The organism is Nonomuraea thailandensis (genome assembly GCF_024172165.1).
In the GTDB taxonomy this organism is placed as follows: Bacteria; Actinomycetota; Actinomycetes; order Streptosporangiales; family Streptosporangiaceae; genus Nonomuraea; species Nonomuraea thailandensis.
Map to the genome: position 1 here is coordinate 6471241 of NZ_JAMZEB010000002.1, position 24584 is coordinate 6495824.

General features: G+C 68.1%; 31 protein-coding genes. 3 read left to right on the forward strand and 28 right to left on the reverse strand.

Translation table 11 applies throughout. The features are described 5' to 3' along the window. The first annotated feature begins 140 nt into the window (after positions 1-140). Positions 141-644, forward strand: coding sequence for an HAD family hydrolase (locus HD597_RS33275; protein ID WP_276083091.1), 504 nt, complete (start codon positions 141-143; stop codon positions 642-644). Next, positions 626-1396, forward strand: coding sequence for an endonuclease/exonuclease/phosphatase family protein (locus HD597_RS33280; RefSeq protein ID WP_253747129.1), 771 nt, complete (start codon positions 626-628; stop codon positions 1394-1396). The genes HD597_RS33275 and HD597_RS33280 overlap by 19 nt, the downstream gene beginning before the upstream one ends. 88 nt (positions 1397-1484) lie before the next feature. Here HD597_RS33280 and HD597_RS33285 read toward each other — a convergent pair whose 3' ends face one another. From HD597_RS33285 to HD597_RS33325, 9 genes are all read right to left on the reverse strand, one after another. Next, entirely contained in the window at positions 1485-1745 is a 261-nt protein-coding gene (locus HD597_RS33285; protein WP_253747130.1) for a hypothetical protein, read from the reverse strand. Between the two features lie 53 nt (positions 1746-1798). Continuing rightward, entirely contained in the window at positions 1799-2095 is a 297-nt protein-coding gene (locus HD597_RS33290; RefSeq protein WP_253747131.1) for a hypothetical protein, read from the reverse strand. A 32-nt stretch (positions 2096-2127) separates the two neighbouring features. Then, entirely contained in the window at positions 2128-3090 is a 963-nt protein-coding gene (locus tag HD597_RS33295; protein WP_253747132.1) for a peptidoglycan recognition protein family protein, read from the reverse strand. 28 nt (positions 3091-3118) lie between these two features. Then, a complete protein-coding gene (locus HD597_RS33300) occupies positions 3119-3457 on the reverse strand; it encodes a hypothetical protein (protein WP_253747133.1) in 339 nt (112 codons plus the stop codon). After that, a complete protein-coding gene (locus tag HD597_RS33305; RefSeq protein WP_253747135.1) occupies positions 3454-4107 on the reverse strand; it encodes a hypothetical protein in 654 nt (217 codons plus the stop codon). Before HD597_RS33305 ends, HD597_RS33300 begins: the two co-directional genes overlap by 4 nt. 24 nt (positions 4108-4131) lie before the next feature. Then, positions 4132-6774, reverse strand: coding sequence for a phage tail protein (locus tag HD597_RS33310; RefSeq protein WP_253747136.1), 2643 nt, complete (start codon positions 6772-6774; stop codon positions 4132-4134). Positions 6775-6895: 121 nt separating this feature from the next. Further along, positions 6896-7060, reverse strand: a complete 165-nt coding sequence (locus tag HD597_RS33315) for a hypothetical protein (RefSeq protein WP_253747137.1) — start codon at positions 7058-7060, stop codon at positions 6896-6898. After that, the gene (locus tag HD597_RS33320) at positions 7060-7530 is read right to left on the reverse strand and encodes a hypothetical protein (RefSeq protein ID WP_253747138.1); all 471 of its coding nucleotides are present in this window, start codon (positions 7528-7530) and stop codon (positions 7060-7062) included. The genes HD597_RS33315 and HD597_RS33320 overlap by 1 nt, the downstream gene beginning before the upstream one ends. Positions 7531-7534: 4 nt before the next feature. Further along, on the reverse strand, positions 7535-10252 hold the full coding sequence (locus HD597_RS33325) for a phage tail protein (protein WP_253747139.1): 2718 nt from the start codon (positions 10250-10252) through the stop codon (positions 7535-7537). Positions 10253-10326: 74 nt separating this feature from the next. Here HD597_RS33325 and HD597_RS64905 point away from each other — a divergent pair, with 74 nt between their 5' ends. Continuing rightward, positions 10327-10461 carry a hypothetical protein gene (locus tag HD597_RS64905; RefSeq protein WP_276083092.1) on the forward strand — a complete coding sequence of 45 codons (135 nt, stop codon included), beginning with the start codon at positions 10327-10329 and terminating at the stop codon, positions 10459-10461. Here HD597_RS64905 and HD597_RS33330 read toward each other — a convergent pair. The 19 genes from HD597_RS33330 to HD597_RS33420 all read right to left on the reverse strand — a co-directional run bounded on the left by HD597_RS33330 (position 10452) and on the right by HD597_RS33420 (position 24577). Further along, complete coding sequence (locus tag HD597_RS33330; RefSeq protein ID WP_253747141.1) at positions 10452-11321, reverse strand: hypothetical protein; 870 nt, start codon at positions 11319-11321, stop codon at positions 10452-10454. The two genes, HD597_RS64905 and HD597_RS33330, sit on opposite strands and share 10 nt — an antisense overlap. Before the next feature lies 1 nt (position 11322). Continuing rightward, positions 11323-13695, reverse strand: a complete 2373-nt coding sequence (locus HD597_RS33335; RefSeq protein WP_253747142.1) for a phage tail protein — start codon at positions 13693-13695, stop codon at positions 11323-11325. A gap of 68 nt (positions 13696-13763) precedes the next feature. After that, positions 13764-13901: a hypothetical protein gene (locus tag HD597_RS33340; RefSeq protein WP_253747144.1), complete on the reverse strand. Its 138-nt coding sequence runs from the start codon at positions 13899-13901 to the stop codon at positions 13764-13766. Between the two features lie 35 nt (positions 13902-13936). Then, positions 13937-14452, reverse strand: a complete 516-nt coding sequence (locus HD597_RS33345) for a DUF7426 family protein (protein WP_253747145.1) — start codon at positions 14450-14452, stop codon at positions 13937-13939. Then, entirely contained in the window at positions 14449-14925 is a 477-nt protein-coding gene (locus tag HD597_RS33350; protein WP_253747146.1) for a phage tail tube protein, read from the reverse strand. Before HD597_RS33350 ends, HD597_RS33345 begins: the two co-directional genes overlap by 4 nt. A gap of 69 nt (positions 14926-14994) precedes the next feature. Beyond that, positions 14995-15441 carry a minor capsid protein gene (locus HD597_RS33355; RefSeq protein WP_253747147.1) on the reverse strand — a complete coding sequence of 149 codons (447 nt, stop codon included), beginning with the start codon at positions 15439-15441 and terminating at the stop codon, positions 14995-14997. Continuing rightward, a complete protein-coding gene (locus HD597_RS33360; RefSeq protein WP_253747148.1) occupies positions 15438-15800 on the reverse strand; it encodes a hypothetical protein in 363 nt (120 codons plus the stop codon). The genes HD597_RS33355 and HD597_RS33360 overlap by 4 nt, the downstream gene beginning before the upstream one ends. Next, on the reverse strand, positions 15791-16102 hold the full coding sequence (locus tag HD597_RS33365; protein ID WP_253747149.1) for a hypothetical protein: 312 nt from the start codon (positions 16100-16102) through the stop codon (positions 15791-15793). The genes HD597_RS33360 and HD597_RS33365 overlap by 10 nt, the downstream gene beginning before the upstream one ends. Next, entirely contained in the window at positions 16099-16488 is a 390-nt protein-coding gene (locus HD597_RS33370) for a hypothetical protein (RefSeq protein WP_253747150.1), read from the reverse strand. Before HD597_RS33370 ends, HD597_RS33365 begins: the two co-directional genes overlap by 4 nt. 3 nt (positions 16489-16491) lie before the next feature. Further along, a complete protein-coding gene (locus tag HD597_RS33375) occupies positions 16492-16833 on the reverse strand; it encodes a hypothetical protein (protein ID WP_253747151.1) in 342 nt (113 codons plus the stop codon). Further along, positions 16820-17104 (reverse strand): hypothetical protein, encoded by a 285-nt coding sequence (locus HD597_RS33380; RefSeq protein ID WP_253747152.1) that lies wholly within the window; start codon positions 17102-17104, stop codon positions 16820-16822. Before HD597_RS33380 ends, HD597_RS33375 begins: the two co-directional genes overlap by 14 nt. Further along, positions 17101-18039, reverse strand: coding sequence for a major capsid protein (locus HD597_RS33385; protein ID WP_253747153.1), 939 nt, complete (start codon positions 18037-18039; stop codon positions 17101-17103). Before HD597_RS33385 ends, HD597_RS33380 begins: the two co-directional genes overlap by 4 nt. Before the next feature lie 50 nt (positions 18040-18089). Then, a complete protein-coding gene (locus HD597_RS33390) occupies positions 18090-18851 on the reverse strand; it encodes a hypothetical protein (protein WP_253747154.1) in 762 nt (253 codons plus the stop codon). Positions 18852-18926: 75 nt separating this feature from the next. Next, positions 18927-20246, reverse strand: a complete 1320-nt coding sequence (locus HD597_RS33395) for a phage minor capsid protein (RefSeq protein ID WP_253747155.1) — start codon at positions 20244-20246, stop codon at positions 18927-18929. After that, positions 20246-21766 (reverse strand): phage portal protein, encoded by a 1521-nt coding sequence (locus HD597_RS33400; RefSeq protein ID WP_253747156.1) that lies wholly within the window; start codon positions 21764-21766, stop codon positions 20246-20248. Before HD597_RS33400 ends, HD597_RS33395 begins: the two co-directional genes overlap by 1 nt. Positions 21767-21832: 66 nt before the next feature. After that, the gene (locus HD597_RS33405; RefSeq protein ID WP_253747157.1) at positions 21833-21997 is read right to left on the reverse strand and encodes a hypothetical protein; all 165 of its coding nucleotides are present in this window, start codon (positions 21995-21997) and stop codon (positions 21833-21835) included. Next, positions 21994-22257 carry a hypothetical protein gene (locus HD597_RS33410; RefSeq protein ID WP_253747158.1) on the reverse strand — a complete coding sequence of 88 codons (264 nt, stop codon included), beginning with the start codon at positions 22255-22257 and terminating at the stop codon, positions 21994-21996. Before HD597_RS33410 ends, HD597_RS33405 begins: the two co-directional genes overlap by 4 nt. Positions 22258-22266: 9 nt before the next feature. After that, complete coding sequence (locus HD597_RS33415) at positions 22267-22563, reverse strand: hypothetical protein (RefSeq protein WP_253747159.1); 297 nt, start codon at positions 22561-22563, stop codon at positions 22267-22269. A 13-nt stretch (positions 22564-22576) separates the two neighbouring features. Continuing rightward, positions 22577-24577, reverse strand: coding sequence for a hypothetical protein (locus HD597_RS33420; protein ID WP_253747160.1), 2001 nt, complete (start codon positions 24575-24577; stop codon positions 22577-22579). Between the last annotated feature and the right edge of the window lie 7 nt (positions 24578-24584).

Consider the following 24584-nt stretch of genomic DNA (forward strand, 5'->3'; position numbering starts at 1 on the left):
GATGGCGGCTATTACGGCTGGCCGCCCGGCATTGAGAACGCCGAGTTACGCGATCACTGGAAGCGGGTGGTGCGGCTTCTGCGCAGGCCCAGCCGAGCCAACGTCGTCGTCTGGCTTCTCAGACGCTCAAGAGGAAAACCATGAGATGCATCTCTGTGGACTACGGCGGCACACTCTCTGCCCCGAACACACACGTCGATCCCGTGCTCGGGCAAAGGCCCGTGGACCCCCGCGCGATTATCGCGGTGCGCGAGCTGCACGATCTTGACTATGCCCTGGCCTTGTCCAGCAACAATAGGCCGGGCCAGGATCGCTCGCTTGCGCTACGGCAAGCCGGGATCGAGGACATGTTCGATGCGGTGGTGACGTCGGAGGAGGTCGGAGTCGGCAAACCTGCTCGGGAGTTCTATCGCAGGGTGATCGCCACGTTTGGCGTGCCACCAGACCAGGTGATGTCGGTCGGCAACAACCTCACCAACGACGTCGTGGGGGCGCTCCAGTACGGGTTTGGGGGCGCTGTACTGATACGCCACGACGGCGCTCTACGTACGGGCGAAGTCCTGCCGGCGGGCGCCGTGATGATCACGCACATTGATGAGCTTGCCGACCTTCTGAGGAGGTCACCGTGGCCGCTGCGACCATGATTCGGGTAGGCACCTACAACCTGAAAGAGGGCGGCCTCGACGACGACGGCCGCGATGACTCCCGGCTCCGGCGGCAGGTTGAGATGCTGGCCGGCCTCGATCTTCACGCCCTGGCGCTCCAGGAACTCAAGAACTTTCACATGAACGGGTGGCGGCGGCTCTGGCAAATCGAACAGGCCCTGGGCATGCGGGCCTGGGCCGTGTCTAGTGCCCACCACGGCTGTCACCTGGCCTGGCTCGTCCGGGACCCCATCAGGGTCATCGAGGAACGCCATGACCAGGCGGGAACCTGGTGGCACGCTCTCTGCGGTCTACTGGTGGAGGTCGCAGGTACGGAAGCTGTCCTGGGTAACGTCCACTTCGCGCCATCCTCACCAGACGAGCGGCGGGGAGAGGCCGAGGCGTGCAGTCTGCTCTCCCAACGCGGGCGTCCAACGATCTTGTGCGGGGACATGAACGCCTTCTCCATCACGGACACGCTTCCGCCAAGCTGCAATTCACAGCCCTTGAAGGTGCGCAAGAAGCTCGACCGGAGTCCAGCGGTCGAGTTGGAGGAAGCGGGCCTCCGCGACATGGGTGCACTGCTGGGCGATATCGTCCCGACCGTCAGCCGTCCCCTCCCTTACAGGTGTGACCGCATCCACACCAACCTGCCGCGGGAAGCGCTCATCAGCCACCACGTCGTCCAGGAGGACGAGCCGCTGTCTGACCATCGCCCCGTCGTGGGTGAAATGGAAATCGTCATGCCATGAACGATGCACCTGCTACAGGGTGAAAAGCGAAAAGGCGCCCCGCTCCTCCCATCTGGGAGGAGCGGGGCGCATTCGTCAACGGCAAGACCTATCGCTGGTCGGCCGGGATGTCAGGCCGCGGAGTGTGCTGGGCCTTGAAGCCGGCCACGGCCGCCAGAGCGGTCGGGACCAGCGGGAGCGCGATCGCCTCGATCCAGTCGGGAAGGAACGCGATCATGGACGGGTCGTCGGCGACCGCCTGCAGCACCGCCATACCGGCGACACCAGCGAGGTAGGCCGTCAGGCCCATGGCCTTAACCTTGGCCTCGACGGGCGGCTTGGAGTAGGTGATCTGGGGATCTGCGTGCATAGCCCCTCCTTCGGGACAGCCCGCCACCTGGGCGAGAAGCTTCAACGGGAAGATCAAGCGCGGGTCGGCCACGACCACTGGCCGTGGTCGGTGCCCTGGGAGCGCGACGTGGCCCAGTAGCTGTGGTTGCCGTCGAGGAACACCTGGAGGTTGACGGCGGACCCGCTGCCCTCGTAGGTGCGAGTGATGATCGCCGGGAGGACGTCGCCGAGCTTGGCGGGAGAGCGGATGACGCTCTGGCCGCCGAACGACTGCATCGACTCCAGGTTGATCATGGAGACGTCATGGCCGGACAGCTTGTAGTGAACGATCCGGCCGATCGTCGGCGCGGTCTCAGTAGGCGTGGACATGGAAATGCCTCCTGTCAGAAGCGGAATCGCTTTTAGCGTTGGAACATAGCGATCTTGGCCATGGTCACCTTCTCGACCACCGCCGCGGCGTCGGTCGGGTTGATGATCCGCAGCCGGAGCTGGTGCTTGGTGTTGAGCGCGAACTGACCGCCCACGGACTGCTCCACCCGGCCGTTGGCGTCGGCGCGGAACGACAGCCGCCAGGCGTCGTCGTCGAACGTCTTGCCGTCCCGCGAGTAGCGCGACCAGGCCACGTCGATCTCCGTGCCCGGCTTCAGGCCGCGGACCTTGACCAGGCCGTCCACGATGCACCAGCGAGACGCCTTGGCCAGGACCGCGACTCCGTCCGCGTTGTGGCCGGGCGGATCGTCCGCGTACTCCGTGTGCCAGCGCACCGCCAGCTCGCCGCTGGCCGGGACGTCCTGGTCCTCACCGGCCCCCAGAGAGATCACCTCGGGCACGTCTTCCTCCTGCTTGATGGGCGTTCCGGGGTTCTTGATCAGCGCAGTCACCTGCGACCGGAACGAGTTCATGTTGATCGAGTGGGGGTCCACCTTGCCGGTGTTGACCTCCTTGTGGCCCTTGATCCTGTCCGCCGACAGGCCGAACTCGCGGCACAGCTCGGCGCACAGCGCGTGATAGGCGTCGAGCTGCACCTGCGGCCACGGCATGCGGCCGTCGTTCTCGGCCTCGATGCCGATGCTCGTGGAGTTCATGTGGTGGGAGCTGGTGGACGGCGCATTGTGCCAGCACCGCCCGGCGGCGACGACCCAGATCCGGCCGGTGTGCTGCAGCCAGATGTGGCTGAGCGGCCCGTCCAGGCCCGGCCTGCCGTTCACCACGACGTGCCGATCATTGAACCCGGCGGTGTGGTGGCACACGACTCCCTCTACGGAGCCCTGCGGCCCGTGGCCACGGGTCTTCCACCCGCCGACCTCCGTCACCGGGAAGCCGGTCTTCTGCGCGACCTCCGCGAGCTGCGTCAGCCATGGCATGGCGTTCTCCTTGGTTGGTTGCGGCTGGTCAGCCGCGAGTGAGCTGGATGAGCGCGATCACCGCGCCCGCCACGGCAACCAGCACAGTTACGACGGCGATGATCTGCCTGGTTCGGTCCGCGAGCTGGGACCGTGTCACGGCCTCCCGCTCCACCGTGTCCAGACGGGCCTCCAACGCGGCGTACCGAAGCTCAGCCGCAGCGCGGTCCTGCTCAACCTGTCGCGCCAACTCGGCATGCCGGTCGTCCACCTGGTCCAAGCGCTGAAGGATCAGCGCGGTGCTGCCGTTCGTACGCTCGAATCCCACCTCGACCAGGCGGCGCAGCGTCTCCAGCGCGAGTGCCAGGTTCGGCGACTCGTCGCTCACGTCACCACCTCGTTGGGCTTCATGCCCACGAACGTGGCCGGAGGCTTAACGAAGAACGAGGGCCGAGCCGGGTCCTCCGACGTCGCCCGAACCCAGTCGAGGAACGCGCGCTTGCCCGCCACACGGACCGGGTCGATCCGCGTCAGCTCCTTGATCGGGGCCAGCGGATCCACGGGCGCGATACGGGAGGAGCCAACGTACTCCAGCGCCCCCTGCCGGTCCGTCTGCGGAGCGGCGGTAATGAGAAGTCTGTGCCGCTTCACAGCAGCGATGCGCGCGAGGCACGCCTGGCGGCGGGTCTCATCGGCGACCCCCGGCGTAAACACGCCCGGCAGGCCGTAGGTCTCCTGCAGCACGGCCAGCGCCGCCGGGTCGTCGTGCACCAGGGCGTCATTGCGGCTGGGCACAGCCCCTTCGTGCAGGATCACGTCCAGCAGCGTGGCCACGTCGTCCGGATCAAGCCCGTTCTCGGCGGCCCGCCACTCGAACGCGGAGTGTGGAAAAGCCTGTACACCGTCCTCGCCAGCGGCGTTGACCAGGTAGATGCCCCACAAGGGTTCCGCTGCCCCGTCAGGGCTCCCGTCCGCGGCCTCCGCGCCTGGGCGCATGTAGGTGTGGCTGTACGCGAGTTCGGCATCCCACGTGGTCATGATCTGCGGCACTGTGTCCCCTGTTCAGTGTCGATGGCTCCAGAAGTAGTACGCCTTGCTCGTGGTGGTGCTGCTCTTGGCCGTGAATCCGGTGTCGGACGACGCGATCACGCACCAGTAGGCGTTCGGGTTGAACGACGAGCTGCCGCTGTTACCAGCGGCCCCGTCGCGCATGGTGCAAACCGGCCCCATGTTGGAGGCCATCGTGGCGCCGTAGGTGAACGCCGCGAACTGGCCGGACCCGAACGTCACCGAGCCGGCGAAGACGCCCGCGGTGTTGCCCTGCTGGGTGTAGTCCCACCACTTCCCGACGTGCCTGGTCCTGCCGCTGTTGTCGAACCAGAAGTACTGCTCTCGGGCGGCGTCCTTGAAGTAGCCGTAGCGGGCGTACCCCTCGGCGATCTCCATCAGGCCGCCGTTCGGTGAGGACAGCGAGGAGTCCTTCACCTGCATCGACAAGAACCCGGCGGCGACCACCGTGGACGACGCCGCGGTCCGGCCTTGGTTCGTGCCGGAGGTGATCTCGAACGTCGCCTCGCCCGGAAACCAATCGTCGTAGGTTGCCAGGCTCGTGTAATTCGTGCCGCTACTCGGGTAGAACCGCATCTCCGGCACCGACGCGCCAGGAGGCTGCAAGTCGATGCGGCGGCCGGTCGCTGAGGTCCTGATGTTCGAGCCCGTGATGGTCTTACCGTCGATGGCCGTGGCCGCCAACTTGTTCGCCGTGATCGCCCCAGCGGCAACGGTGCCCGCTGTCACCGCGTTGGCCGCAATATGCCCGGCCTGGATAGCTCCCGCTGCGATCTTGTCGGCCTCGACGGCGTTGGCCTGGATGTGCCCGGCCTGGATCGCGGATGCCTGAATCAGCCGGCCGGTGATGGTGTTGGCTGTTATCTTCGCGTCGCCGGGGATCGTGCCGTCGATGATGTGCTCGGCACCGTCGATGATCGCGCCGATCAAGTCGGTGTCCACCAGCGGCTGTGTCGCGATCACGGCGTGCTCAGACTCGGCCGACTCGTTGCCGCTCCGGTCCAGCGCGGTGAACCAGAACTCTCGGTCCGCCCCGTACGGCTGGCCGGGCACCACCACCGACCCGGCCGCGTCCAAGTGCCCGACCACGGCTGCCCCGGGCGCGAGCGGGTCCTGCATCCAGACCCGCATCACCGAGAAGTCGGACGGCATCGGGACATCGCCGACGCCCCGGCCGTCCCAGCCCACGTGGATCACTCCGAGGCGTGTCGTGAGCTGCGGCTGCGTCGGGACCGGCGGCGGTATCGCGTCGTCCGGGATGAGCCGCACCACCTGGCCGGAGAAGTCGCCCTTCATCCCGGCCGACGTCGCCCGCACCTTGAAGGCGTACTCGGTGCCCACCACGAGCGGGGAGAACGTCGCCGTCGTCTCGTCGGTCACGGCGATCTGCATCCACAGCGACCCAGCGGTGTTGACCCGGGCGTACAGCTCGTAGCCGTCGATGGACAACGCGACGCCCGCGACGTCGGAGTTGACCGCCGCCCAGCTCGCCGTCACCTGGCCTCGGGCGAACCCGTTCTCGTCCAGGTAGGCGACCGGATCAACGACGAGACCCTGCGGCGCGGCCGGGGTCCGGTTGTTCGTCTCCGGAGCCGGCTCACCACCAGAACCGCCCGACCCCACCCCGCCGTCGAGAATCCCGGCGGCTTGCCTGGCCAACCTGATCTCGCGCTCCAGGAAACGATCGTTCAAGACGACGTTGCCACCGGCCTGACCGTCCGTGTCCACCGACAGAGTGATCTGCCTCAGCCGAAGGGACTCCATCGCCCCGCCGTCGCCCGGCGCGAGCACATAGTCCCCCGGCTGGTAGTGCTCGAACGGCAGCCACCGCGCGCGGTCGAACATCAGGCCGCGGGTGACCTGCACCCGTTCGCGGGCGACCCGCTCCAGGGCGTTCTCGCCCAGCAGCCTCGCCGTGCCCACATCCGAGACGCCGCTCTGCGACTGGTAGGTCTCCCAGCGACCCCACGGTGCGACGGCGGCCTCGTTGGTCACCTCGACCGACAGGCCAGCCTCGCCGCCAATCAAGATAGCTGACACGGCGTCTTCCAGCGTCCCCGTGTCCGGAGCTTCGGTGACGTCACGGCCAAGCCGCAGGTCAACCGGTGCTGGGCCGGACGCGCGGTCCTTGCCGAGCACCGTGTCCGGGTTGAACACCTGCAGCTCGCGGCCCTGCATCCGCCAGTCGAGCACGCCCTGCTCGCCCAAGTTGATCAGGACGCTGAGCAGGTCCTTGCCCGGCTCGATCGCCAGCGTCAGCGCCTTCGCCCACGCCTTCCCATCGCTGTCCTGCGACAGAGAGAAGTTGAATTCCAGGTGAGTCAGCGCGCCGCGCGCCTTCCCCTCCTGGATGAACGTCGCCAGGATCTCGCCCGACGACACCGCGTTGAACTGGCGCTTGCCGTCCACCATCGCGCTGTTCGGGTACAGCACGACCTTTCGCAACATCCACGCCCAGCCCGGCAGATCGTACGACCGGGAACCGGTACGATCCGTGCTGTCGCCGCTCCTCTTGATCCGCAGGAACCTCGCGTTAGGCGGCTCAACCCACGAGCCGCCGTTGGCTGCGTACTCCACCGCGACTTCGCAATGCCCCGCGATGAGGTCCGCGTTCAACCCGCCGTCCGGGTAGGTCACCTTGAGGCTGGGCACGTCGTTCAGTGGGTCGCCCAGCTCGAACCCGCTGTGCTGCGGCAGCACACCCAGCCGACCACCGTTCGGCGCGTACGCCGCCAGCCGTAGCGCGAACTCCACGGGTTCACCCGAGATGATCACCTGCACTGCTGGTCCCTCTCAAGTCGTTGATCTCGTCGCGCTGCTGATCGACCGCCGCCGACAGCACGGCGTTCTCGTACGTCAGCTCCTCGATACGGCGGCGCAGCACGGCGATAATCCGGCCCGGCTCGACCACCAGGTCCTCCATCACGTCCCCGCCAACAGGAGCGCCCGCTGCTGCTCCAGTCGCGTGGCCGCAGCCTTCACCGGGTCGATCCTCACCCCTCGCAGCGGCGCGAGCACGTCAGCCGCCTTCCGCGCGGCCGCCGTACGAGCCTTCAGCACGGCTGTCGTGACGGTCGCGTGGTCGCGCTTGCACCGCTCGACCCGCTCCAGCACGGCGGCGCGGGCCTGCTCGCCGCTGAGCTGCCACGGGTTCGTTTCGGGCAGGTTCGGCTCGTAGATCGGGTGGACCGCGCGGTGCATCAGCACGTCGATCGCCTCGTCCGTCGAGGCCAGCGCGCACGCCACGGCGGTGGACTCGATCGCCACCTTCGGCAGGAACAGCCCGACCGTGACCCCATCGGTGGCGCGGGTCAGCGTGATCTCCCACGCCTCGACCCGCCCCGACTCGTCGGCCGTGTCGGTCACCTCCGTGACCTGCCATTCGTCCGGCACCGCGTCACCTCCAGGCCCAAATGTGGAACGTCCGCGCCGACGGCGAGGTCCCGGCGGACGGATCGAAGAAGAACAGGTCGCTGTTGGTGCGGCTGAAGAGTTGCATGGTCGTGGTCTGCTCAGCCGTGAACGTGACCTTCGGCACGCTCGGAAAGGAGAAGCCGAGCGCCACCTGGTAGTAGGTGGCGCCCCTGGACACCGAGACCGACAGCATGATCAAGCCGGAGTCGTTGGCGTACAGCCACGTCCCCCGGTGGAACGTCCCGGACTGGTCGAACACGAGGAGCTGGTCCTGCTGGCTCGGGTGCATCCACCCGATCGACGCCTGCCCCTCGACCGCCGACACCGCGCCGCCGCGCTGCTCACCGTTCGACGGGTTCAAGATGGCCGCCTGCCAGAAGCCAGCCGCGTGGACCAGACGGCACATCGCGGTGCTCGCCTGGTTGGTGCCCGACTCCATGACCAGCGTCGCCTCCCCGGCAAAACGGGAGCCGTCGCTGTAGATGCGCGACTGATTGATCCCGCTGCCGGGGATGAACCGGATCTCCGGAGCTGCCGCGCCCGCAGGGTTGACCACGATCCGCGCGCCGGTCACCCCGGACGCGAGCTGACCCACGATGGACACCGCGCCCGTGGCCGCCGAGATGCTGGCGGTCTGCTGGCCGGAGCCGTTGAACGCCACCAGGCCCGAGCTGTTGAGCTCGACCCGCGCACCGGACGCGCTGCCCGCGACGACCCGCGTGGACAACGTCAGCACCGCGGCGAGCTTGTCGGCCACCACCGCGCCGGCCGTGATGTGCTCGGCCTCGACCGTCCCGGCGGCCAGCTTGTCGGCGGTGACCGCGTTCGCGGCCAACGCGCCCGTCGTGATGCTCTCGTTCGCGGCGTCACCCCGGACAAGCTGCACCGCGGCGATCGTCGCCGACGCGGACGGGGCCGACTCGTTGCCGGACCTGTCGATGGACGTGAACCGGAACTGCCGGTCCGCGCCGTACGGCAGGCCCGGGACGAGGATCGCCCCAGCCTCGCCCAGCACGCCGATTTCCGACCAGCCGGGCGCGAGCGGATCTTGCATCCACACGCGGACGTGCAGGAAGTCCGGCGGCATCGGCACCGCACCGACGCCGAGCCCGTCCCATGTGGCCCGGACCACGCCGAGCCGCGCGGAGAGCTGCGGAGCGGTGGGCACCGGCGGCGCTTCGTCGTCGTCAGGGATCGTCACCGCCACCGGTTCGGAGAAAGCCCCGACCTTGCCGAGGTTCACCGCCCTCACCTTGAAGGCGTACGCCTCGCCGATGACGAGCGGAGAGTACGTCGCCGTGGTGTCGCCCGCCTCGGTCGAGGTGACGAGGAACCACGGTGCGCCGGTCTCGTTGATCCGCATGAACAGCTCGTAGCCGCCCACGTTCAACGCGACCCCGCCGACGTCGGAGGTGACCGCGCCCCACGAGACCGTCACCTGCCCGTGCGGCAGGCCGTGCTCGTCGATGTACGGGAGCGGGTTCACGACCAGCCCGGCCGGGGCCGCCGGCGTGCGCGGCTCCGGCGCTTCCGGGGCCGGTCGCGCGCCGGACCCTCCGTCAGCGGTCGAACCACCGACGATACCGGCTGTCCGCCTGGCCAGCCGAATGTCCCGCTCCAGGAACCGGTCATGCAGCACCAGCGACCCGCCGAGCACGCCCGTCGAGCTGCGCGCCAACGTCACCTGCCGGACCCGCAACGACTCCAGCGCCCCACCGTCCCCCGGCGCGAGCACCCGGTCACCAGGCCGGTAGTCCTTCAGCGGCAGCCAGCGCGCCCCGTACAAAACGACGCCGCGCGTGCGCTGCACCCGCTCGCCTCCGGCGCGCTCGAGCGCGGACTGCGCGAGGATCGTCGCAGTGCCCTCGTCGGAGACGCCGCCCGCGCCCACGTACTGCTCCCAGGGGCCCCACGGTTGGACGGCGGCGGGGTTGGTGAACGTCTTGACGAGCCCGTTGTCCCCGACGATGAGGACCGACGACGCCGTGTCCTCCAGCGTGCCCTCGTCGGGCGCTTCGGCGACGTCGCGCCCGTACCGCAGGTCCACCGGGCTGGGCCCGGACGCCAGGTCGCGGCTCATCGCGGTGTCGGCGTTGAACACCTGGACGGTGCGGCCGGACGTGCGGAAGTCGCACACGCCCTGCTCGGCGAGGTTCTGCAGCGCCGTGAGCGCGTCCATGCCCGGCTGGTAGTAGATCGTGATGACCTTGTCCCACTCCTGACCCGCGCTGTCCTCGTCCGGGGTGAAGTCCCATTGCAGGAGCGGCACCGCGCCCCGGCCCTTGGCCTCCCCGATAAACGTCTGCAAGATCTCCCCTGCGGTCGCGCTGAGGAACGCCCTCTTGCCGTCCACCAGCGGCGCCGCACCGGGATGGAGCACGATCTTGCGGAGCATCCACACGAGGCCCGGCAGCTCGAACCTGGCCAGCCCAGTCGTATCGGAGGCGTCGCCGCGGCGCTTGATGCGCAGGAACCGCGAGTCCGACGCTTCGGTCCACACGGTGCCGTCCGTGCTCCACTCGGTGGCGATCTCGCACGGTTGGTCGAGCATAGCCGCGCCGGTCGCTGTGGTGGTGTAGGCGATCTTCAAGCTCGGCACGTCGTTGAGCGGCCAGCCGGTCTCGACCGACAGCGGATGCGGGAGCACGCCAAGGCGGTCGCCGAAAGGCGCATAGGCCACGAGCCGTAGATCGAAGGTCACGCGCGACCTCCTCCTACGGAAGAATGTGGAGCATTGTGATCGCTTTCACCTCACGGCCCCCGATCGACGTCCAAGTGACTCCGCGTGGCCGCATCATCATGCTCCCGGCCGTGTGGCCGCCGGAGCTCGACGCCGATGACATCGAGCTCCTGGTGCAACGGCTGATCGCCGCCGCCAAGCAGAGCCGGGCACAGACCGGTCAGAGGTAGGCGCGACGCGCCCTGATCTCCACCTTGGACGGGGCGTCGGTGCTCGTCGCCGAGGTCGAAACCAGTACGGCGCGGCTGAACGGATCGGCCACCGCGACGGACGACGTCAGGTGCAGCCACCGGAACTGCGAGCCAGGGCCGATCGCGTCGATCTCCCCCGTCACGTCATCCCCGGCGGCCAGGTCCCACGTGTCCGAGGTGACGACCGCGGCCCGCATCCGGCCACAGTCGATCAGCAGCCGCTGCCCCGCCAGCAGGCCACCTGGACGCAACACCCAGCCGCCCGTGGCGACGTCCCCGATGGACAGTTGCACGGCCGGGCCGGTGAACCGTAGCAGCGCGTCCACGATGGGCCCGGTCGCCCCCGCCAGCGTGGTCACCGCCTGGGCGAGCTGATCGGGCGCGCCCGCCCAGGTGGACTCGGAGTCGTCCCGCCACAGCGCGCCCGGCACCTCGACCACGGCCGTGATGCGGGCGGTCGCGGCCCCGGTGTTGACCTCCGGTTCGCTGGCTGCGTTGATCGTCACGTCGGCGACGCGGACGAGGTTGCCCGCCTGGTAGCGCAACTTCATCAGCCGATGCCGGGTGCCGAGAAGCGCCGACAGCGCCTCCAGGTTGCGCTCCATCTGCTCATAGCCGCCATCAGCCCCCGAAGGGGTGGCCGAGGTGACCTTGAACGTCAGGCCAAACGTGGTGGCCTCCAGGTCAAGGCCGACGACCGGGATGTCACCGTGCCGGCCCGGCACGCTGACTTTGACGGCCCGCGCGCCGGGCAACGGCCTGCGCTGCGTCCCCTTCTTGAGTCGCCAGCAGCCGGCCGGGTGGTCGAGCGGCACCCCGTCGAGTGAGTAGCTCGGCACCTCAGATCACCCCCATCGCGCCCACGTACTGCAGGCTGCGGTTCACCGTCACCGACGTGGGTTCGGCCTGCGGGTAGTGATTCGTCACGTTCACCACCGTCCGCGACAAGGCGCGCCCACCGCCGAGACCGTCCGGGACGGTCACGCCCGGCACCGACAGGTCCGGCATCGCCGTCCTCGTCGCGAGCCCGGCGACCTTCTTCAGCGAGGACACGACGAGCCCGCGGCCCTTGTCCACGCCGATCGACATGCCTTGCATCATGAAGGCTCCGATCTGGGCGAACACCTTCGACGGCGACTTGATGCCGAGGGCGTCCTTGGCGCTCTTGACGATGTTGGCGAAGAAGTTGCGGACGTTGTTGTACAGGCCGCTGGCCAGCGACTGGAGTTTGTTCCAGAAGCCGGAAACGACGTCCTGGGCGATGCCCGCCATGGTCGGACCTATGGAGGACACCGCGTTTTTGATCTTGCCTGGGAGCGCCGAGAACCAGCCGATGAGCTTCGTGCCGATCCACGTGCCGATGGCGGTGACCATGTCGGGGATGATCGAATTGCCGACGAGGATGTTGTACATCCAGCGGAAGATCGCGACTCCGGCCTCGATGGCAGGTTTGATCTGCGCGACGATCTGGGCCACCTTGGCGCCCATCTGCACGAAGGCGACTCCGAGCTGAGTCACGATCGGGATGACCGGGACGACCGCAGGCAGGATGTCCTTGATCGCCATTACAAGCAAATCGGCCAAAAGCGGAATAAGCGGTTTGACGGCATTAATCAGTTCAATAAAGGCAGGAACTAGCCCATTTAGCAGCGACGGGGCGAGCTGCAGGATCGGCGGCAGCACGGATTGCACAATTGCGCCCGCAATTTGCCCAAAAGCTGCATAAACGGGCTGCATTGCAGGTCCGAGCAGGGCAAAAGCGGACGAAATGGACGCCAAGGCAGGCTGCAGGGCGCTCGAAAAAGCGCTGATCAGCGGACCGAGCGCAGCCGAGATGTTACTCAGCGCAATGCCAAGGACCTGGCCCAGAATGCCCGCTAATTGCGCTACCGCTGGTAGCAGCGGAGCGACTGCAACGAGAGCTGCAGAGAGCCCCTGACCGAGCATGAGCAGCCCGGACTGCAGCTCAGGGCTCGCGAACGCTTGTGCGAGCATCTGGGCGACCACGGTCAACCCAGGCCCCAGAGCGGCCAGAGCCGGCCCGAGCGCCGAGACCGCAGCGGCGAGCCCAGGACCCAGCGCCGTCGCGATGGACGCGATATGCGGCGCGACCAACGCCAACGCGCCGCCCAGTGCCTTGAAGATGGGCATCAGGGCTGAGCCGACCTGCGACAACGCCCCGAAGATCGCGACGAGCGCTTTCTGGCCCTCCGCGCTCGCCAGGAACTGGTTCAGTTGATCAAGAAGCTGCCCGAGCACTCCGAGAGCGTTCGACCCGCCAGCGGACATCGCCGAAAAGACCGACTTGACGATGCCGACCAGGTCGCCGCCGACCTGCCCGAGCTGCTTGAACACGTCCAGCGCACCCTGCATCCAACTAAGTGCGGTACCGCTTTTAGCGGCGTTGGACAGGAACTCTCCGAACCGCTGAGCCGCAGCCGCGATACCGGGAACCAGTCCCGACGACCAAGACGCACCGACCACGGCGATGTCGCGAAACCCAGCCAGGAGTGGTTGGATCGCGGGCTGGATCGAGGCGACCGCCGATCGCAGCGAACTGAAGATCGACGAGATCGCTGCCACCGTCGCCGACGACGAGGCGAACCGCGCCACCTCTGCGCCGGCGAGACCGAACTCTCTGGCCACGCCCTGCATGCCGGTCCGCAGCGGCCCGACCATCGCGTCTGCCACCGCCCGGATCTGGCCCGCGAGCGGCCGGAAGAAGGCGTCTTGGACGGCGCTCTTGAGACCGTCGATCGCGGGCTTGACCGAGTGCAGCTCGCGGGCGGCTGCCTGCGCCGCAGGTGAGAGCCCTGCCAGGCTCTCCTCGAACTTTTTCGGATCATCGCCAAGGGCTGCGCCGAAGGCGTCGCCCACGTCGGCCAAAGCCACCTTGAGGACAGCCATCGCGCCGACACCGAGCGCGATCATGCCCGGAAGGGCAGCGACAATGCCGCCTGCCGGGGCCAGCGCTGCGACCAGACCGACCGCGCTCTGCGCCGCCGCAGCCATCGACGCCGCCAGGGTGGCCGCCTTCAGCGCCGCGCCGGTGAACTCGACGCCCATCGACCCGGCGCGCTTGGCGACCGCGCCCACGTCGATGTCGATCTTCTTCGCGGCGTCGCGCATGAAGGTCATGAACCGGCGGACAACGGTCGCGCCCCGGTCCTTCACGTTGATCTCAGCGAACAGTTCGCCGACATTCAGCGCCACCGGGATTCACCTCCTGGAGTCTCGGGCGGGTGAAGCCGCGGCGGGAAAACACATGTCGAAGGCCCGCCTCACTGCCGCCCCTCGCCCGGGTCGAGGGCGCAGGCCAAACGCGAGTCACACGTCAGCAGCCCGTGCAGCCGCGTCCGCAGCCACCGCCACGAGCGGGTGCGCAGCACGCCGGGCTCGCCGAGGTCGATGCCGTACACCTCATGCAGGTCGGGCTCGACGAGCGCCCAGCGCGTCAGGATGTCTTGCCACGAGACGGTGCGGCCTTTCGAGACCGAGAAGCCGTCGTCTTCGTAGTAGTCACGGATCCCCGAGACCGGGTCGATGTCGCCGCCGCTGCCGTCGCCCGGCGCGTCGCCCGATTCGGGGCCTGGGCTTCCCCCGAGCCGCCCGAGGCCCAGATCTTCGCGGCGGCGTCCTTACCGGCGGCGACCCACACCAGCGCGGTCGCGCCGACGTGCTGGATGCGAGGCCACTTCACCTTGTCGGCGTGCAGCTCGTCCCACACCGGCCCGAGGATGCGCTGGTACAGGTCGCGCTCCTCGTCGTCGTTGAGCACGACTTCAACCAGCTCGTTGAGCTTGGGGTCATCCACCGTGTCGCCCTGCTCAGCGGCCAGGCTGGCGTTCATGAGCCGCTGGCACAGCAGACCGACCTCAGCGTCGGGAGGCGGGACGACGTACCACTTCCCGCCCACCGGGAGCGGCAAGGTGTCGTCAAAGAACTCGTCGAGGTCCTGGAACTGGGTCACGGGGTGACCACCGGGTTCTCGATCTCGACCGGCTCGCCCTGGCCCAGCAGAGTGAACGAGAACGGCTCCAGGTCGGTCACGCTGCCGCCCTTGACGAACTCGGAGACGGTGCAGACGCCTTCGTAGGCGTCGGGAGCGCCGTCCCTGCGGTACCACCTGACCTTGATGTTCGCGCCGAAGCCAACCTTGCGGGCCGCCTTCCGGATGGCCTCCTGCCCCGGGTCGGGTGTGAACACTGCGGCGTCGGTCCGCTTCCTCCGTCCCTCGGCCTCGATCTGCCAGGTCCGGCCGGTCACGACGGAGCTGCCCCAGCCTTCCTCGTCGTCGAAGTCGCCGTCGTCCTCCGTGTTGTCGTCGGTGGTCTCTTGGAAGGACGTCAAGCCCTTGACCGACGTCCAGATGGGGTTCTCGAAGTCGGGCCCTGTATTGACGTCGAGCTTCCAGTCCTTCGCGAGCAGGGAACGCAGGCCCATGATCACTCCTTGAAAGGGCATGCTGGAACACTGAAAGCGGGACCGCTTTCAGCAGGGAAAGGGGAGAGGTCAGGCGTCGCGGTGCGGCGACGGCCGGTGGCACATCAGGTCGAAAGAGTCGGCCCGTTCCCACCGGCCCGAGCTGTCGCGGCCGAGCGGCGCGACCAGCGTCCGCCGCGCGAGCAGCACCTGAACGCCGGTCGAGAGCATCACGTTGGCCAGGCCGTGGATCGCGTCGAACACGCCGTCCGCCAGGTCGTCCACAACCCGCGGGTCCGTCTTCGCCCGGAACCGGGCCTGCATCTGCACGGCCGAGTCCGGCTGCTCAACGTCGTCGCCCATCTGGCCCACGCCGTACACCGCGAGCGCGATGGCCGTGTCCGGGGATGCCGGGAGACCACCGATCGTGAGCGCCGTCTGGTTGGCCGTGTAGATCCCGTTGGGATTCCACGTCGCCACACCGGCCTCGCCTAGCAGGACGGCAAACCCGGTCAGCAGATCACGAGTCCAGGTCACTTGAGCACCTGCCGGATCTGCTTGGCGATCAGCAACCTGACCACCTCGCGCTCCTCACGCACCGCGAGTTCCAAGAACTTCGCGGTCCGGCCGGGCTTGTGCTTGTAGTCGAGGTTTTCGTGCTGCGGCACCGCATACGAGCCGTCGTAGGAGACGACGCTACGCAGTTCATTCTCATCGACAACGGCCGCACCCGACCGCTCCAGCGTGCCCTCGTCATGCGGGACACGCTGATTGGACACCGACAGAACATGCTCGGTGGCATGACGGAGGCCGCGCCCGGCCGCGCGCCGGATCTCAGCCGTGATCTCCTCCGCGTTGACCTTGGCGTTGAATCTGGCTCTGGCCATCAGCGGCACACCACCTCAACGTGGTCCGGCGTCGGCAATCCGCCGCCGTCGCGGGCAAAACTCGTGATGACTGTGGTCTGCCGCCCGTTGACGGTGACCCTGCTCCCCTCCGGGCAGGTCGTGCCTGGAGGGAAGAACACGGTCGTATCGCTGACGACCTCGGCTCCCTGTGCGTCCCGCACCAGGCGCCGCTCGTCGTCCACGAGGCAGCGGGACTCGAACGGCTCCCCGTACACCGGCCCGTAGGCCCCGTCTCCCTGGAACGGCTCGATGATCGCCTTGTGGCGCAGCAGCCACTCGGGCAGCATCACCACACGCTCCCGTCGAGGATGTAGCCGGGTAGCAGCCCCGCCCGCTGCAGGATCGACGAGGCGTCCGGCGAGTACCGAGGAGGCGGCGCGTCCCCGGAGCCGCCACGCTCCAGCCGGACCGATCCGATCGCGACCCGGCCGAAGGCGGCGGCAACGCCGAACTCATCGCCCACGGCGACCGTCCACGCGACCTGCGCGCACGTCGCCCGCTTGATCGCCTCGATGTCCTCCGGCCTTGTGGGCATGCCCGCGTCGTCGGTCGGGTAGATCGAGGCGAACAGCATCTCGTCGATCCGCTCGCTCGCGCGCTCCAGCCGCCGGTCGATGTCGTCAGGCGCGGCCTTGCCGCTGTATGCCGTGAAGTCGGCAGCCGTCGCGTATGCCATGGGCTACGCCGGCTGCTCGATCACACCGACCGTCAGCCCTGCCGGGGCCGCATAGTCGATGTACACCTTGCCGTTGGCCTGCCGGTAGACGGCACTGAACGGCGGCAGCAGCAGGGAATCGTTCGCCGGGACGGCGACCGGCAGGTCCACCACGTCCTGACCTTCGACCGTCGCAGGGATCTGCACGGTCACCGCTGCGGGCGCGCCGTTGCTGTTCTTGAGCAGCAGCATGCGCCGCGCGGTGTGGTCGAAGGCGTTGCCATCCGCGTTGGCCGCGACCAGGCCAGCGCCGAGCGCTACGCCGGTACGCGGCATGGGCCGGACGACCAGATCAGTCCTCGCCATCTGGGGCCTCCCCGAATTCCTCGATCAGCGCGGCCTTCGACAACGCCTTGGCGTCGCTCTCGGGCATGCCGCGCGAGACCGCGTACTCGACCCACGCGGCCTTGTTGTCGTGCTCAGATGGGCGGGCCGGCCCGGCCGAAGCCGGACCGGACGCGTCGGCGGGCTCAGGCCCGCCGATGATCCGCCAGTTGTCCAACATGTCCAGGCAGGGGTCTCGCTGTTCGAGCGGAACCACCTGCCCGGTGTTGGCGTTGCGGTAGACGTAGGTCACGCCGCGACCCCGTGGATCAGCACGGCCCTGTTGGCGTCGAGGGTCTTGACGCCGTAGAGGCAGTCCACCGACACGATGTCCTGCTTTTTGGAGATGTCGTAATCCATCACCACCCTGACCCCAAACCCCTTGTAGCTCTCCACCGCAGCGTTGGCCGCACCCTGCGGAAGCACCAAGGGCCTCGTCACCAACGCGAACGCCGTCCTGTGAAAAGCCACTCCGACCTCGGTGTTCGGCTGGCCAGCGGACGGCGTACCGGTCGGCGCGTCGATGTTCTGCGTCTGGAAGGCATCGTGACCGAAAACCCGCCTACCCAACGAAGCCTCGCGGAGACCGTCCGTGTCCCCCCTGACGTCGGCCTGATGAAACAGCGGATCCGACAGCCAGAGCGCCTCGATCTCCGGGCCGATCACCAGATGACGATCCGCCGCAGGCACGTTCCTCTGGTTGAGGACCCTGCGCGCGTCGATCGCCGTCTTCGGGTCGTCGTACGGGTGGATCACCTCGCCGGTGACGCCCGCAGGCGTCGTCCCCGGGACGCCCACCCGCTGCACGATGTCGTTCCGCAGGCTCAGGATGTCCCGGTCGATCTTCTGCGAGATCGCCTCCATCGCCGGGTTGAGGAGCTGCGTACCGAAGTCCTCGATCTCCAAGGTCAACTCTTCGGCGGTGACCGCGAAGGAGACGTCGCTGAAGTGGTTCAGCGTGATCGGCACGCTGCCCTCGGACGCGTTCTGAATCTGGATGCCCTGCGCCCTGTTGAACTCGTTCGCCTGGAACACAGCGGGCTTCCGCACGGAGATCGTGTCACCCACACGAGATACGAACTCCTGCTCATAGTCACGGTGGACGAGCTGAGCCATCACACACGTCTCATAGAGCGTGGCGAGCGCCGCCTTGGCGATGATGCTCGGGGTCAGGAAAGTGTTAGCCATTCGGGCCTTTCACCTCTTCAGGAAGCTAAAAGCGGTGCCGCTTCTAGTGATTAGGACGAGGCGCGCTTCTTACGCCTGGCGCGGAACTCGTCGATGGAGGGCTCGGAACTCGACGCTCGCTCACCAGGCCCGCCGGTGAACTCGCCTCCGCTCCTGGCTGGCGGCCCCGCCTGGGTGGCCGCCTTGAACTTCGGGTTGTTCTCCACCGAGGTCGTGATGATCTCGGTGAGTGAAGTGGAGAAGTCGTCAGCGTCCGGATCCATGTCCCGGACCGCCTTCAAAAAGCTCCTGCTGTCGAGCAGGGCGTCCGGATCCGCGCCGGCCTTCTGGCTGGCACGGTGGACCGCGAGCTCGATCAGGGCGCGGCGGTGCCGCTCCCTCTCCGAGTCGCGTTCCTTGGCCGTGGTGTCCCGCTCGGCCGTCAGCGTCTCGATCACCTTCTGCGGGTCGATCGGCTTCTCTTCCTCAGCCGCCAGGCCCAGGGCCTTGGCAATCTGCTGAGCGAAGTCCGTCTTGACCTGCTGGGTGATCTCCTCCTGCGACGGCCCTTGCTGGGCGGTCGCCTCGTCGGCCGTCTTCTGCGCGTCCTTCAGCTTGGACCGCCAGTCGGCCGCCTCCGAGCGGGTGTCCTTGATGAGCTTCTGCGCCCACGGCGGAAGCTGGTCCACCCGCTTCGCGTCGGGGTTGACCGCCGTATCGTCGGTCGCCGACTGCTCGGGCGGCGTGACCTCGGCCCCAGCCGGAGGGTTCTGCTCCTGCTGCGGCTGGCCTTCGCCGCTTCCATCGGTGGTCGGCACAGTGTTTTCAGGCATGACGAGATCGCCCTCCTGGAGCGTGTCGTCGGAACATGGGAAAGGCCCGCGCCTGGCGAGCCCGAGAATGCGCGTCTATGCGCTCGAGCGGGTTTCCTGCTTGGCTGCGGCCTCGTCGCGGCGGTTCATCTCCTGCTCCAGTCGGGCCAACGCCTGCTCGTCGTGGCCGAACTTGCTGGCCAGGTCAGTGAGCTGCTTGTCGGTCAGCTCATCCAGGTCTGCGGGCGGCGCGTTGTCCTTCTCCCGCCCGGTCTTGCGCCGCAGCCCTGTTGCCTTCGCCAGTTCCTTGAGCTGCCGCTGATAGTCGGCCGTCTTGGCGTCCGCTTTCGCGCGGGCATCGTCGTCGAGCGCAACCGCCGCGCGCCGCTTGGTCTCCCGGACCTTCCGCTCCAGGTAGCGCTGCCGCTGCGACTCCCTGTAGTTGGCCTTCGACTGCACGACAGGCGCTGGCCTCGACACACCAGGGAGGTAGGCGTTCAGGCTGTGCCCACAGTTCGGGTGCAGCAGACCCGCCAGCCGCGCTTCCGCGACCGTCCCAGCGACATGGACGAACACCTGCACGCCCGTCGCCGGGTTCTCCTCCACGCGCATCCCGGCCGCCCCGGACAGGGCCAGCACCTCGCCCTCCCAGCGGGCGCACCGGTCGCACGTGTACGGCAGCCGCGACACGCTCACCAGGTTGATCCCGGCCTCGCGCAGCGTCGCCAGATGCCCGTCCACCGCCGCCCGCGCGGTCGCCGTCCGCATGGCCATCTCGGCGTAGCTGGCCATGCTCCATGTCCTGGGCGGGTTGGACAAGTCGGTGAAGCCCTTGATGCCTTCGGCCGTGAACCGGTCGAGTGCCCGCTGCGCCGCCTCCCGCCGAGTCTCCGCGCCGATCAACGCTCGGCTGGCCGCCTCAGCGATGACGTTGCGGTAGAGGTCGTCCACCGCACGCAGCGCGCCCTCATGCACCGACGTGACCATGCGGACGGTCTGCGCGGCCAACTCCGCAACGCCCTGGCCGGCGTTGATGCCCCGGCTCGCGCCAAGGTTCTTCGCGTCCTCCAGCACCTTGGCCAGCCGCTTCCGCACCTTCCGGTCATGGACCTGCAGCACGGCACCGCGCACCGCGGCATCCATGCCTGCGGCCCACGTGTCCAGCACCGCGGCCTGTGCGGCTGCCCTCGAAGCGGCCTGCAGACGGCGGACGATCGCTTCGGCTTCCTTGCGGAGCTGGGTCACCTCGGCGAGCCGCTTGTCCGCCCAGTCGTCGCCGTCGTCGTTGTCGAGGTCCTTGCCGACTCGCGCCGCGATGCGTTCCAGCAGCGCCATCTCCGCGTCGGCGTACATGGCGGCAACCTTCCGCGCTTGCTCCAGGCCCTCCTCGATAGCGGCGGCTGGAGTGATCGACATCAGTCCTCGCCGGTCGCGTCAGGGATCCACGTCTCGCCCAGCGTGGCCGGGTCCGGCACGTTGAGCCCAAGCTCATCGCGAAGCCGCTCCTTCTCGGCCTGGATCTGCACGTCGTCCCAGTCGGGATGCACCCACCGGACCTTCGTGTCCAGGGACACGGCTTGCGCCCGGTTCAGCATGTCCAGGGTGCGGCCCATCGACTCCGGGTCCGGCATGACACCGTCCGGCCACTCCACGGTCGCCCGCTCGGCCACGACCTTCGTCCCGAACACGGCGTGATCGACGGCCAGCATCGCCTCCGACAGCCACGCGAGCCGCGGTGTCCAGTAACCGATCTTCCGGCCACGTGTCGAGTAGGACCGGTGCTTCTCCATGTGGATCTCGGTCGCCGTCTTGGCCTGGCCACCGCTCCCCTCTGCGAACGACTGCAGCGCATACCCGGCGCCGCGAACGATCTGCTCCACCAGGTTCTTCGACGTGTCCGCATGCTCCTGCACGCGGATCTTGAACTGGCTGAGCGTAATCATGCCGCCGGGGTTCTGCGGCGACGGCAGCATGCCGCCCAGCGGGCTGTAGATCTCCCGGTCCGGATCCCACGACGCTGCCTGCCCGCGCCCGGCCGTCGTCAAGTAGATCTCCGGGACGATGATTCGCGCCTTGCCGAGCCGCAGGTCCCGCATCCAACTCGTCCACGTCTCATCCAACGCATCGAGCAGCGGTTCGACGCCCGCATAGTCCGAGCGGCCGATCGCCGTGCCCCGGATCGAACGGTGCGGCCTCATGTTCGGGATGTACTCGACCAGCAGGCCACGCTCGAACCCGCTGTCGAACCCGCCGTCCTCGTCCACCAGCTCGGCAAACTCGGCGGTCGCCGGGTGATCCTCCAGCGGCATCTGTCGGCCCAGATGATCCTCGTCGCCCAAGTACAGGCCGTGGAAGATGCGGCCCTGTTCGTGCTTCTCCAGGTGCCGCCACACCTCGCCCGACCGGTCGTCCTCGTACACGACCCGCCAGAACGTCACCGCCTTGAGCCGACCGTTGTGGAACTCGGGCACAGCGGCGTCCGGCGGCAGCGCGTCCACGACCGGATGGTCAGCCATCGTCGTGTCCCAGCCCACCCGCAGGTAGACGCCCCCGTACGCGGCGGCCAACTCGGCGGCCTCCAGCAGGCTGCCGTACACGCCGGCCTCGTGCAGCACCGAGTCGAGCCGCTGCTGCCCCTTCTTGCCCTTCAGCTTCAGCGTCGGGGGCTCGCTGAACAGCAGGTCGGCGCTGGTGGCGGCGATGTCGGCGGCCAGCGGGATGTGAAGCTTCGTCGCCCGCGACTGCGCCGCCGGGGTGGGCGTCCCCCAGAAGTAGCGGACCGCCCGCCCGAGGTAGCCGCCGAGGCGACCGATTGGCCGGTCCCAGCCCTTCGGGTCCATCCCCACCATCGGCGCTGCCCGGTTGCCTTCATACACCTGCGCCAGCTTGTCCGGGTCACCGCCGTACCAAGCGCCGTGAGTGTCGTAGAGCCGCATCTCCTGTCGGATCGCTGGCGGCGGCCACTCCTGATTACGCTCGGGAAGCGGCATCGGCCACCCTCCTCATGTCTTCTCGATCTCCGACAGGGCGACGGCCAGTTGCGTCCAGCCGTCGGCTATGGAGACCTTGACCTCGACCATGTCCGGGTTGGGCTCGCAGTCGGCGCGCTCCAGGACGGCAGCGGCGTGAGCGGCGGCTTGTCGCCAGGTGATCGCCTGTTGGGTCATCCGGCCTTCACCGGCCAGTGCCACGTGCCGGGCTCTGCGCCGAGCGCGACGTTGTACTCGTGGAACCCGCCGAGCTGGCCAGGCGTGAACACCCACAGGTGGACGTGCGACTCGTCGTCCAGCGGGGGCACTGCGCCGATCTTGACGCCCTCGGGGTCGAGCGTCGTCGTGTCCGCCGTAACGATCGCGGCGCGCACGGCGTGCAGGCCCTGCCGACCGCGATAACGGACGATATCGCCGGTGGCTGGGATGCGAAGCATGAAGTCTCCTCAGATGACAGGGACAAGCCCGCCGGGAAGGACGGGCTTCTCGACGAGAGCGGACACCCGGACCCACGCCCGGTAGGTGCCTTCGGCCAGCGCCACCGCGCCGTCACCGCCAGGGCCAACGAGGATCTTCGCGTCAGCCCCGGCGGCGCTGTGGTTGTCCCACGTTGCGGCGTGCCAGTCCGTCTCGATCGGCTCGCCGTCCTCGTTTGTGAAAGCGACTTGCACGCCTTCACCACCGGACGGGCCCTTGACGGGGATGTACAGGAACTCCCGGCTAAGGGAGAAAATCGGTTCCATGGGGTAGTCCTCCCTACGTTCGCGGTGAGCCTGCGCCCCAGTCGCGGCGCGGTTCACCAGCGGAGTACCTGCGGTATGGGGAACCCGCCGACCAGCGGCGGTAGATCGGGCCAAGCCCGGTGACGTCCCGGCCCAGGCTTGTCACGGTGGCCGTCTCGACCAGGACCGCCGCGTCCGTCGCGGACCGGGGAGCCTCGATTACGGCCTGGTCGTCGATGAAGGCGATGTCGCCAGCCGTGATCGCGGCCTCGCCCTGGACCGTCTCGACGAGCGTTGCGCTGTCGGCCGACGCCAGGCTCAGCGCGACCAACTCGACGATCTGGGCGGAGTCGCTGGCCTGCTTGAGGACGGCCACCTCGGCGACTTCTGTCAGCGCGCCGAGGTCTCCGGTCGCCGTCGCCACCGCCAGCGCCGCGAATTCGCTCAGCAGCGCGTGGTCGCTGGAGATCGGGCCGATCGTTTCGGCGATGGCCACCGATTCGGCCAGTGTGCCGCTGTCGCCGGTGGTCACCTGGACGCCCACCTGGGCGGTTTCGGCGAAGACCGCTTGGTCAGCACCCGACCAGCCGACCGTCAGCATCGACGTCTCGATCAACGACGCTTGATCGGCGCTGGGCTGCTCGCTGGCGATGACCGCAGCTTCCGCCAGCGCCGCCGCGTCCAACGAGGAGATGTCGGCCGTGGCCGCGGCCGTTGCGCTCAGGGTTCCGGTGTCGCTGGCCGCCTTCGGGATTCCGTCCGGCAGGACGGTGACCGCAGACGCCTCCACCACGGCCCCCGTGTCGGATGCCGACTTGGTCTCCTGCGGAGGCCCAGTGACAGCCGGGGCGATGGCTAAGGTGTAGCCGGCCCGCCACTCCACCTCATCAACCGAAGCCACGAAGTTGGCCGAGGCGGTAGCCGCGTTGGACTGCAGAGCACGCGCCGCCGCTGCCAGAACGGTGTAGGTGCGCGACTGGACCCTCGTCAACGGGGTGAGCCCGGCCGGTGAGATGAAGGTCATGGTGGCGCCGAGCGCGTAGGCCGCGACCAGCCGGACCTCCAGGTCGCTTCCCGAGTCCGGGGTTATCCCTGGTGTCGTGACGTTCAGGCCGGTACCGTCTGTCGAGCGCATGATCTTCGGGACCGCCGTCAGCGACGCGTCCTTGATGGCCACGATCAAGCAGGCGCCGTCCGAGCCGCTACCCTGCGCGAACACAAACGAGGTCGGTTCGGACGACCCGGCACGCTTCCACCACACCCGGACCGCCTGGATGACGCCCAGCCCACTGGTGCCGTCCAGCGCATCCAGCGGTTGCCAGGCGCTACCCCCGCTCGGGGTCGTCATGTTCGTGGTGGTCCCGCGATCCGCCGCCTGGACCGCAAGCAGCACATCATTCGCGACCACACCGGCGGGAGCGGTGACGTTGTAGCTCGACGAGCCGGACGTCCCCGTTGATGTCGAGCGGACTGACGGTGGTGTGCCCGCCGCCTGCGGCTCGCCCGTCCAACGCGCCTCGACCAGACGCCCGCTGTCGCTGTTGGTCTTGGCCACCTCTGGCACGTGGGCGACGCTGGCCGCCTCGGCGAGCGCTGCGCTGTCGGTGGAACTCTTGGGCGTGCCCGTGTCGGGGACGGTGAACGACAGGTTGTCGATCCAGACCGCGTCGAAGCCAAGTGGGTCGTTGACCGAGTCGTCCTTGGTGAACTGGAAGACCACCTCGGACGCGCCGGTCACGTTGATCGTGGCCTGGGCCCACGGGATGTTGCCCGACAGGGGCTCGAACGCCTGAACCCCGTCGATCAGGACGTAGAAGTCGTCCCAATCAGGCTCAGTGGAGACTCGGTAATAGAAGGTGAGACTCGTCGCCTGGGCTGGGACGGCAACCTTGGCCTCCGTGGTGCCGAGATGGTCGATGTCGAGACTCTTCAGCGACCAAGAGCCCGAAGCCGCCGAGTCCTGAGTCCTCGCCCAGTCTCCGGTGATGGTGAGGTTGAGGGTTGCGTCCTCGAAGTCCTCCAGGATGGTCGCCACCGCGTCC

Coding starts and splice junctions, on each gene's coding strand:
- HD597_RS33305 (WP_253747135.1), bottom strand. CDS start 4,107: ATGACCACGTGGGATGCCGAACTCGCGTACAGCCACACCTACATGCGC.
- HD597_RS33295 (WP_253747132.1), bottom strand. CDS start 3,090: ATGCCATGGCTGACGCAGCTCGCGGAGGTCGCGCAGAAGACCGGCTTC.
- HD597_RS33390 (WP_253747154.1), bottom strand. CDS start 18,851: ATGCCTGAAAACACTGTGCCGACCACCGATGGAAGCGGCGAAGGCCAG.
- HD597_RS33275 (WP_276083091.1), top strand. CDS start 141: ATGAGATGCATCTCTGTGGACTACGGCGGCACACTCTCTGCCCCGAAC.
- HD597_RS33370 (WP_253747150.1), bottom strand. CDS start 16,488: ATGGCATACGCGACGGCTGCCGACTTCACGGCATACAGCGGCAAGGCC.
- HD597_RS33400 (WP_253747156.1), bottom strand. CDS start 21,766: ATGCGGCTCTACGACACTCACGGCGCTTGGTACGGCGGTGACCCGGAC.
- HD597_RS33410 (WP_253747158.1), bottom strand. CDS start 22,257: ATGCTTCGCATCCCAGCCACCGGCGATATCGTCCGTTATCGCGGTCGG.
- HD597_RS33395 (WP_253747155.1), bottom strand. CDS start 20,246: ATGTCGATCACTCCAGCCGCCGCTATCGAGGAGGGCCTGGAGCAAGCG.
- HD597_RS33290 (WP_253747131.1), bottom strand. CDS start 2,095: ATGTCCACGCCTACTGAGACCGCGCCGACGATCGGCCGGATCGTTCAC.
- HD597_RS33405 (WP_253747157.1), bottom strand. CDS start 21,997: ATGACCCAACAGGCGATCACCTGGCGACAAGCCGCCGCTCACGCCGCT.
- HD597_RS33350 (WP_253747146.1), bottom strand. CDS start 14,925: ATGGGCCTGCGTTCCCTGCTCGCGAAGGACTGGAAGCTCGACGTCAAT.
- HD597_RS33385 (WP_253747153.1), bottom strand. CDS start 18,039: ATGGCTAACACTTTCCTGACCCCGAGCATCATCGCCAAGGCGGCGCTC.
- HD597_RS33285 (WP_253747130.1), bottom strand. CDS start 1,745: ATGCACGCAGATCCCCAGATCACCTACTCCAAGCCGCCCGTCGAGGCC.
- HD597_RS33315 (WP_253747137.1), bottom strand. CDS start 7,060: ATGGAGGACCTGGTGGTCGAGCCGGGCCGGATTATCGCCGTGCTGCGC.
- HD597_RS33415 (WP_253747159.1), bottom strand. CDS start 22,563: ATGGAACCGATTTTCTCCCTTAGCCGGGAGTTCCTGTACATCCCCGTC.
- HD597_RS33375 (WP_253747151.1), bottom strand. CDS start 16,833: ATGGCGAGGACTGATCTGGTCGTCCGGCCCATGCCGCGTACCGGCGTA.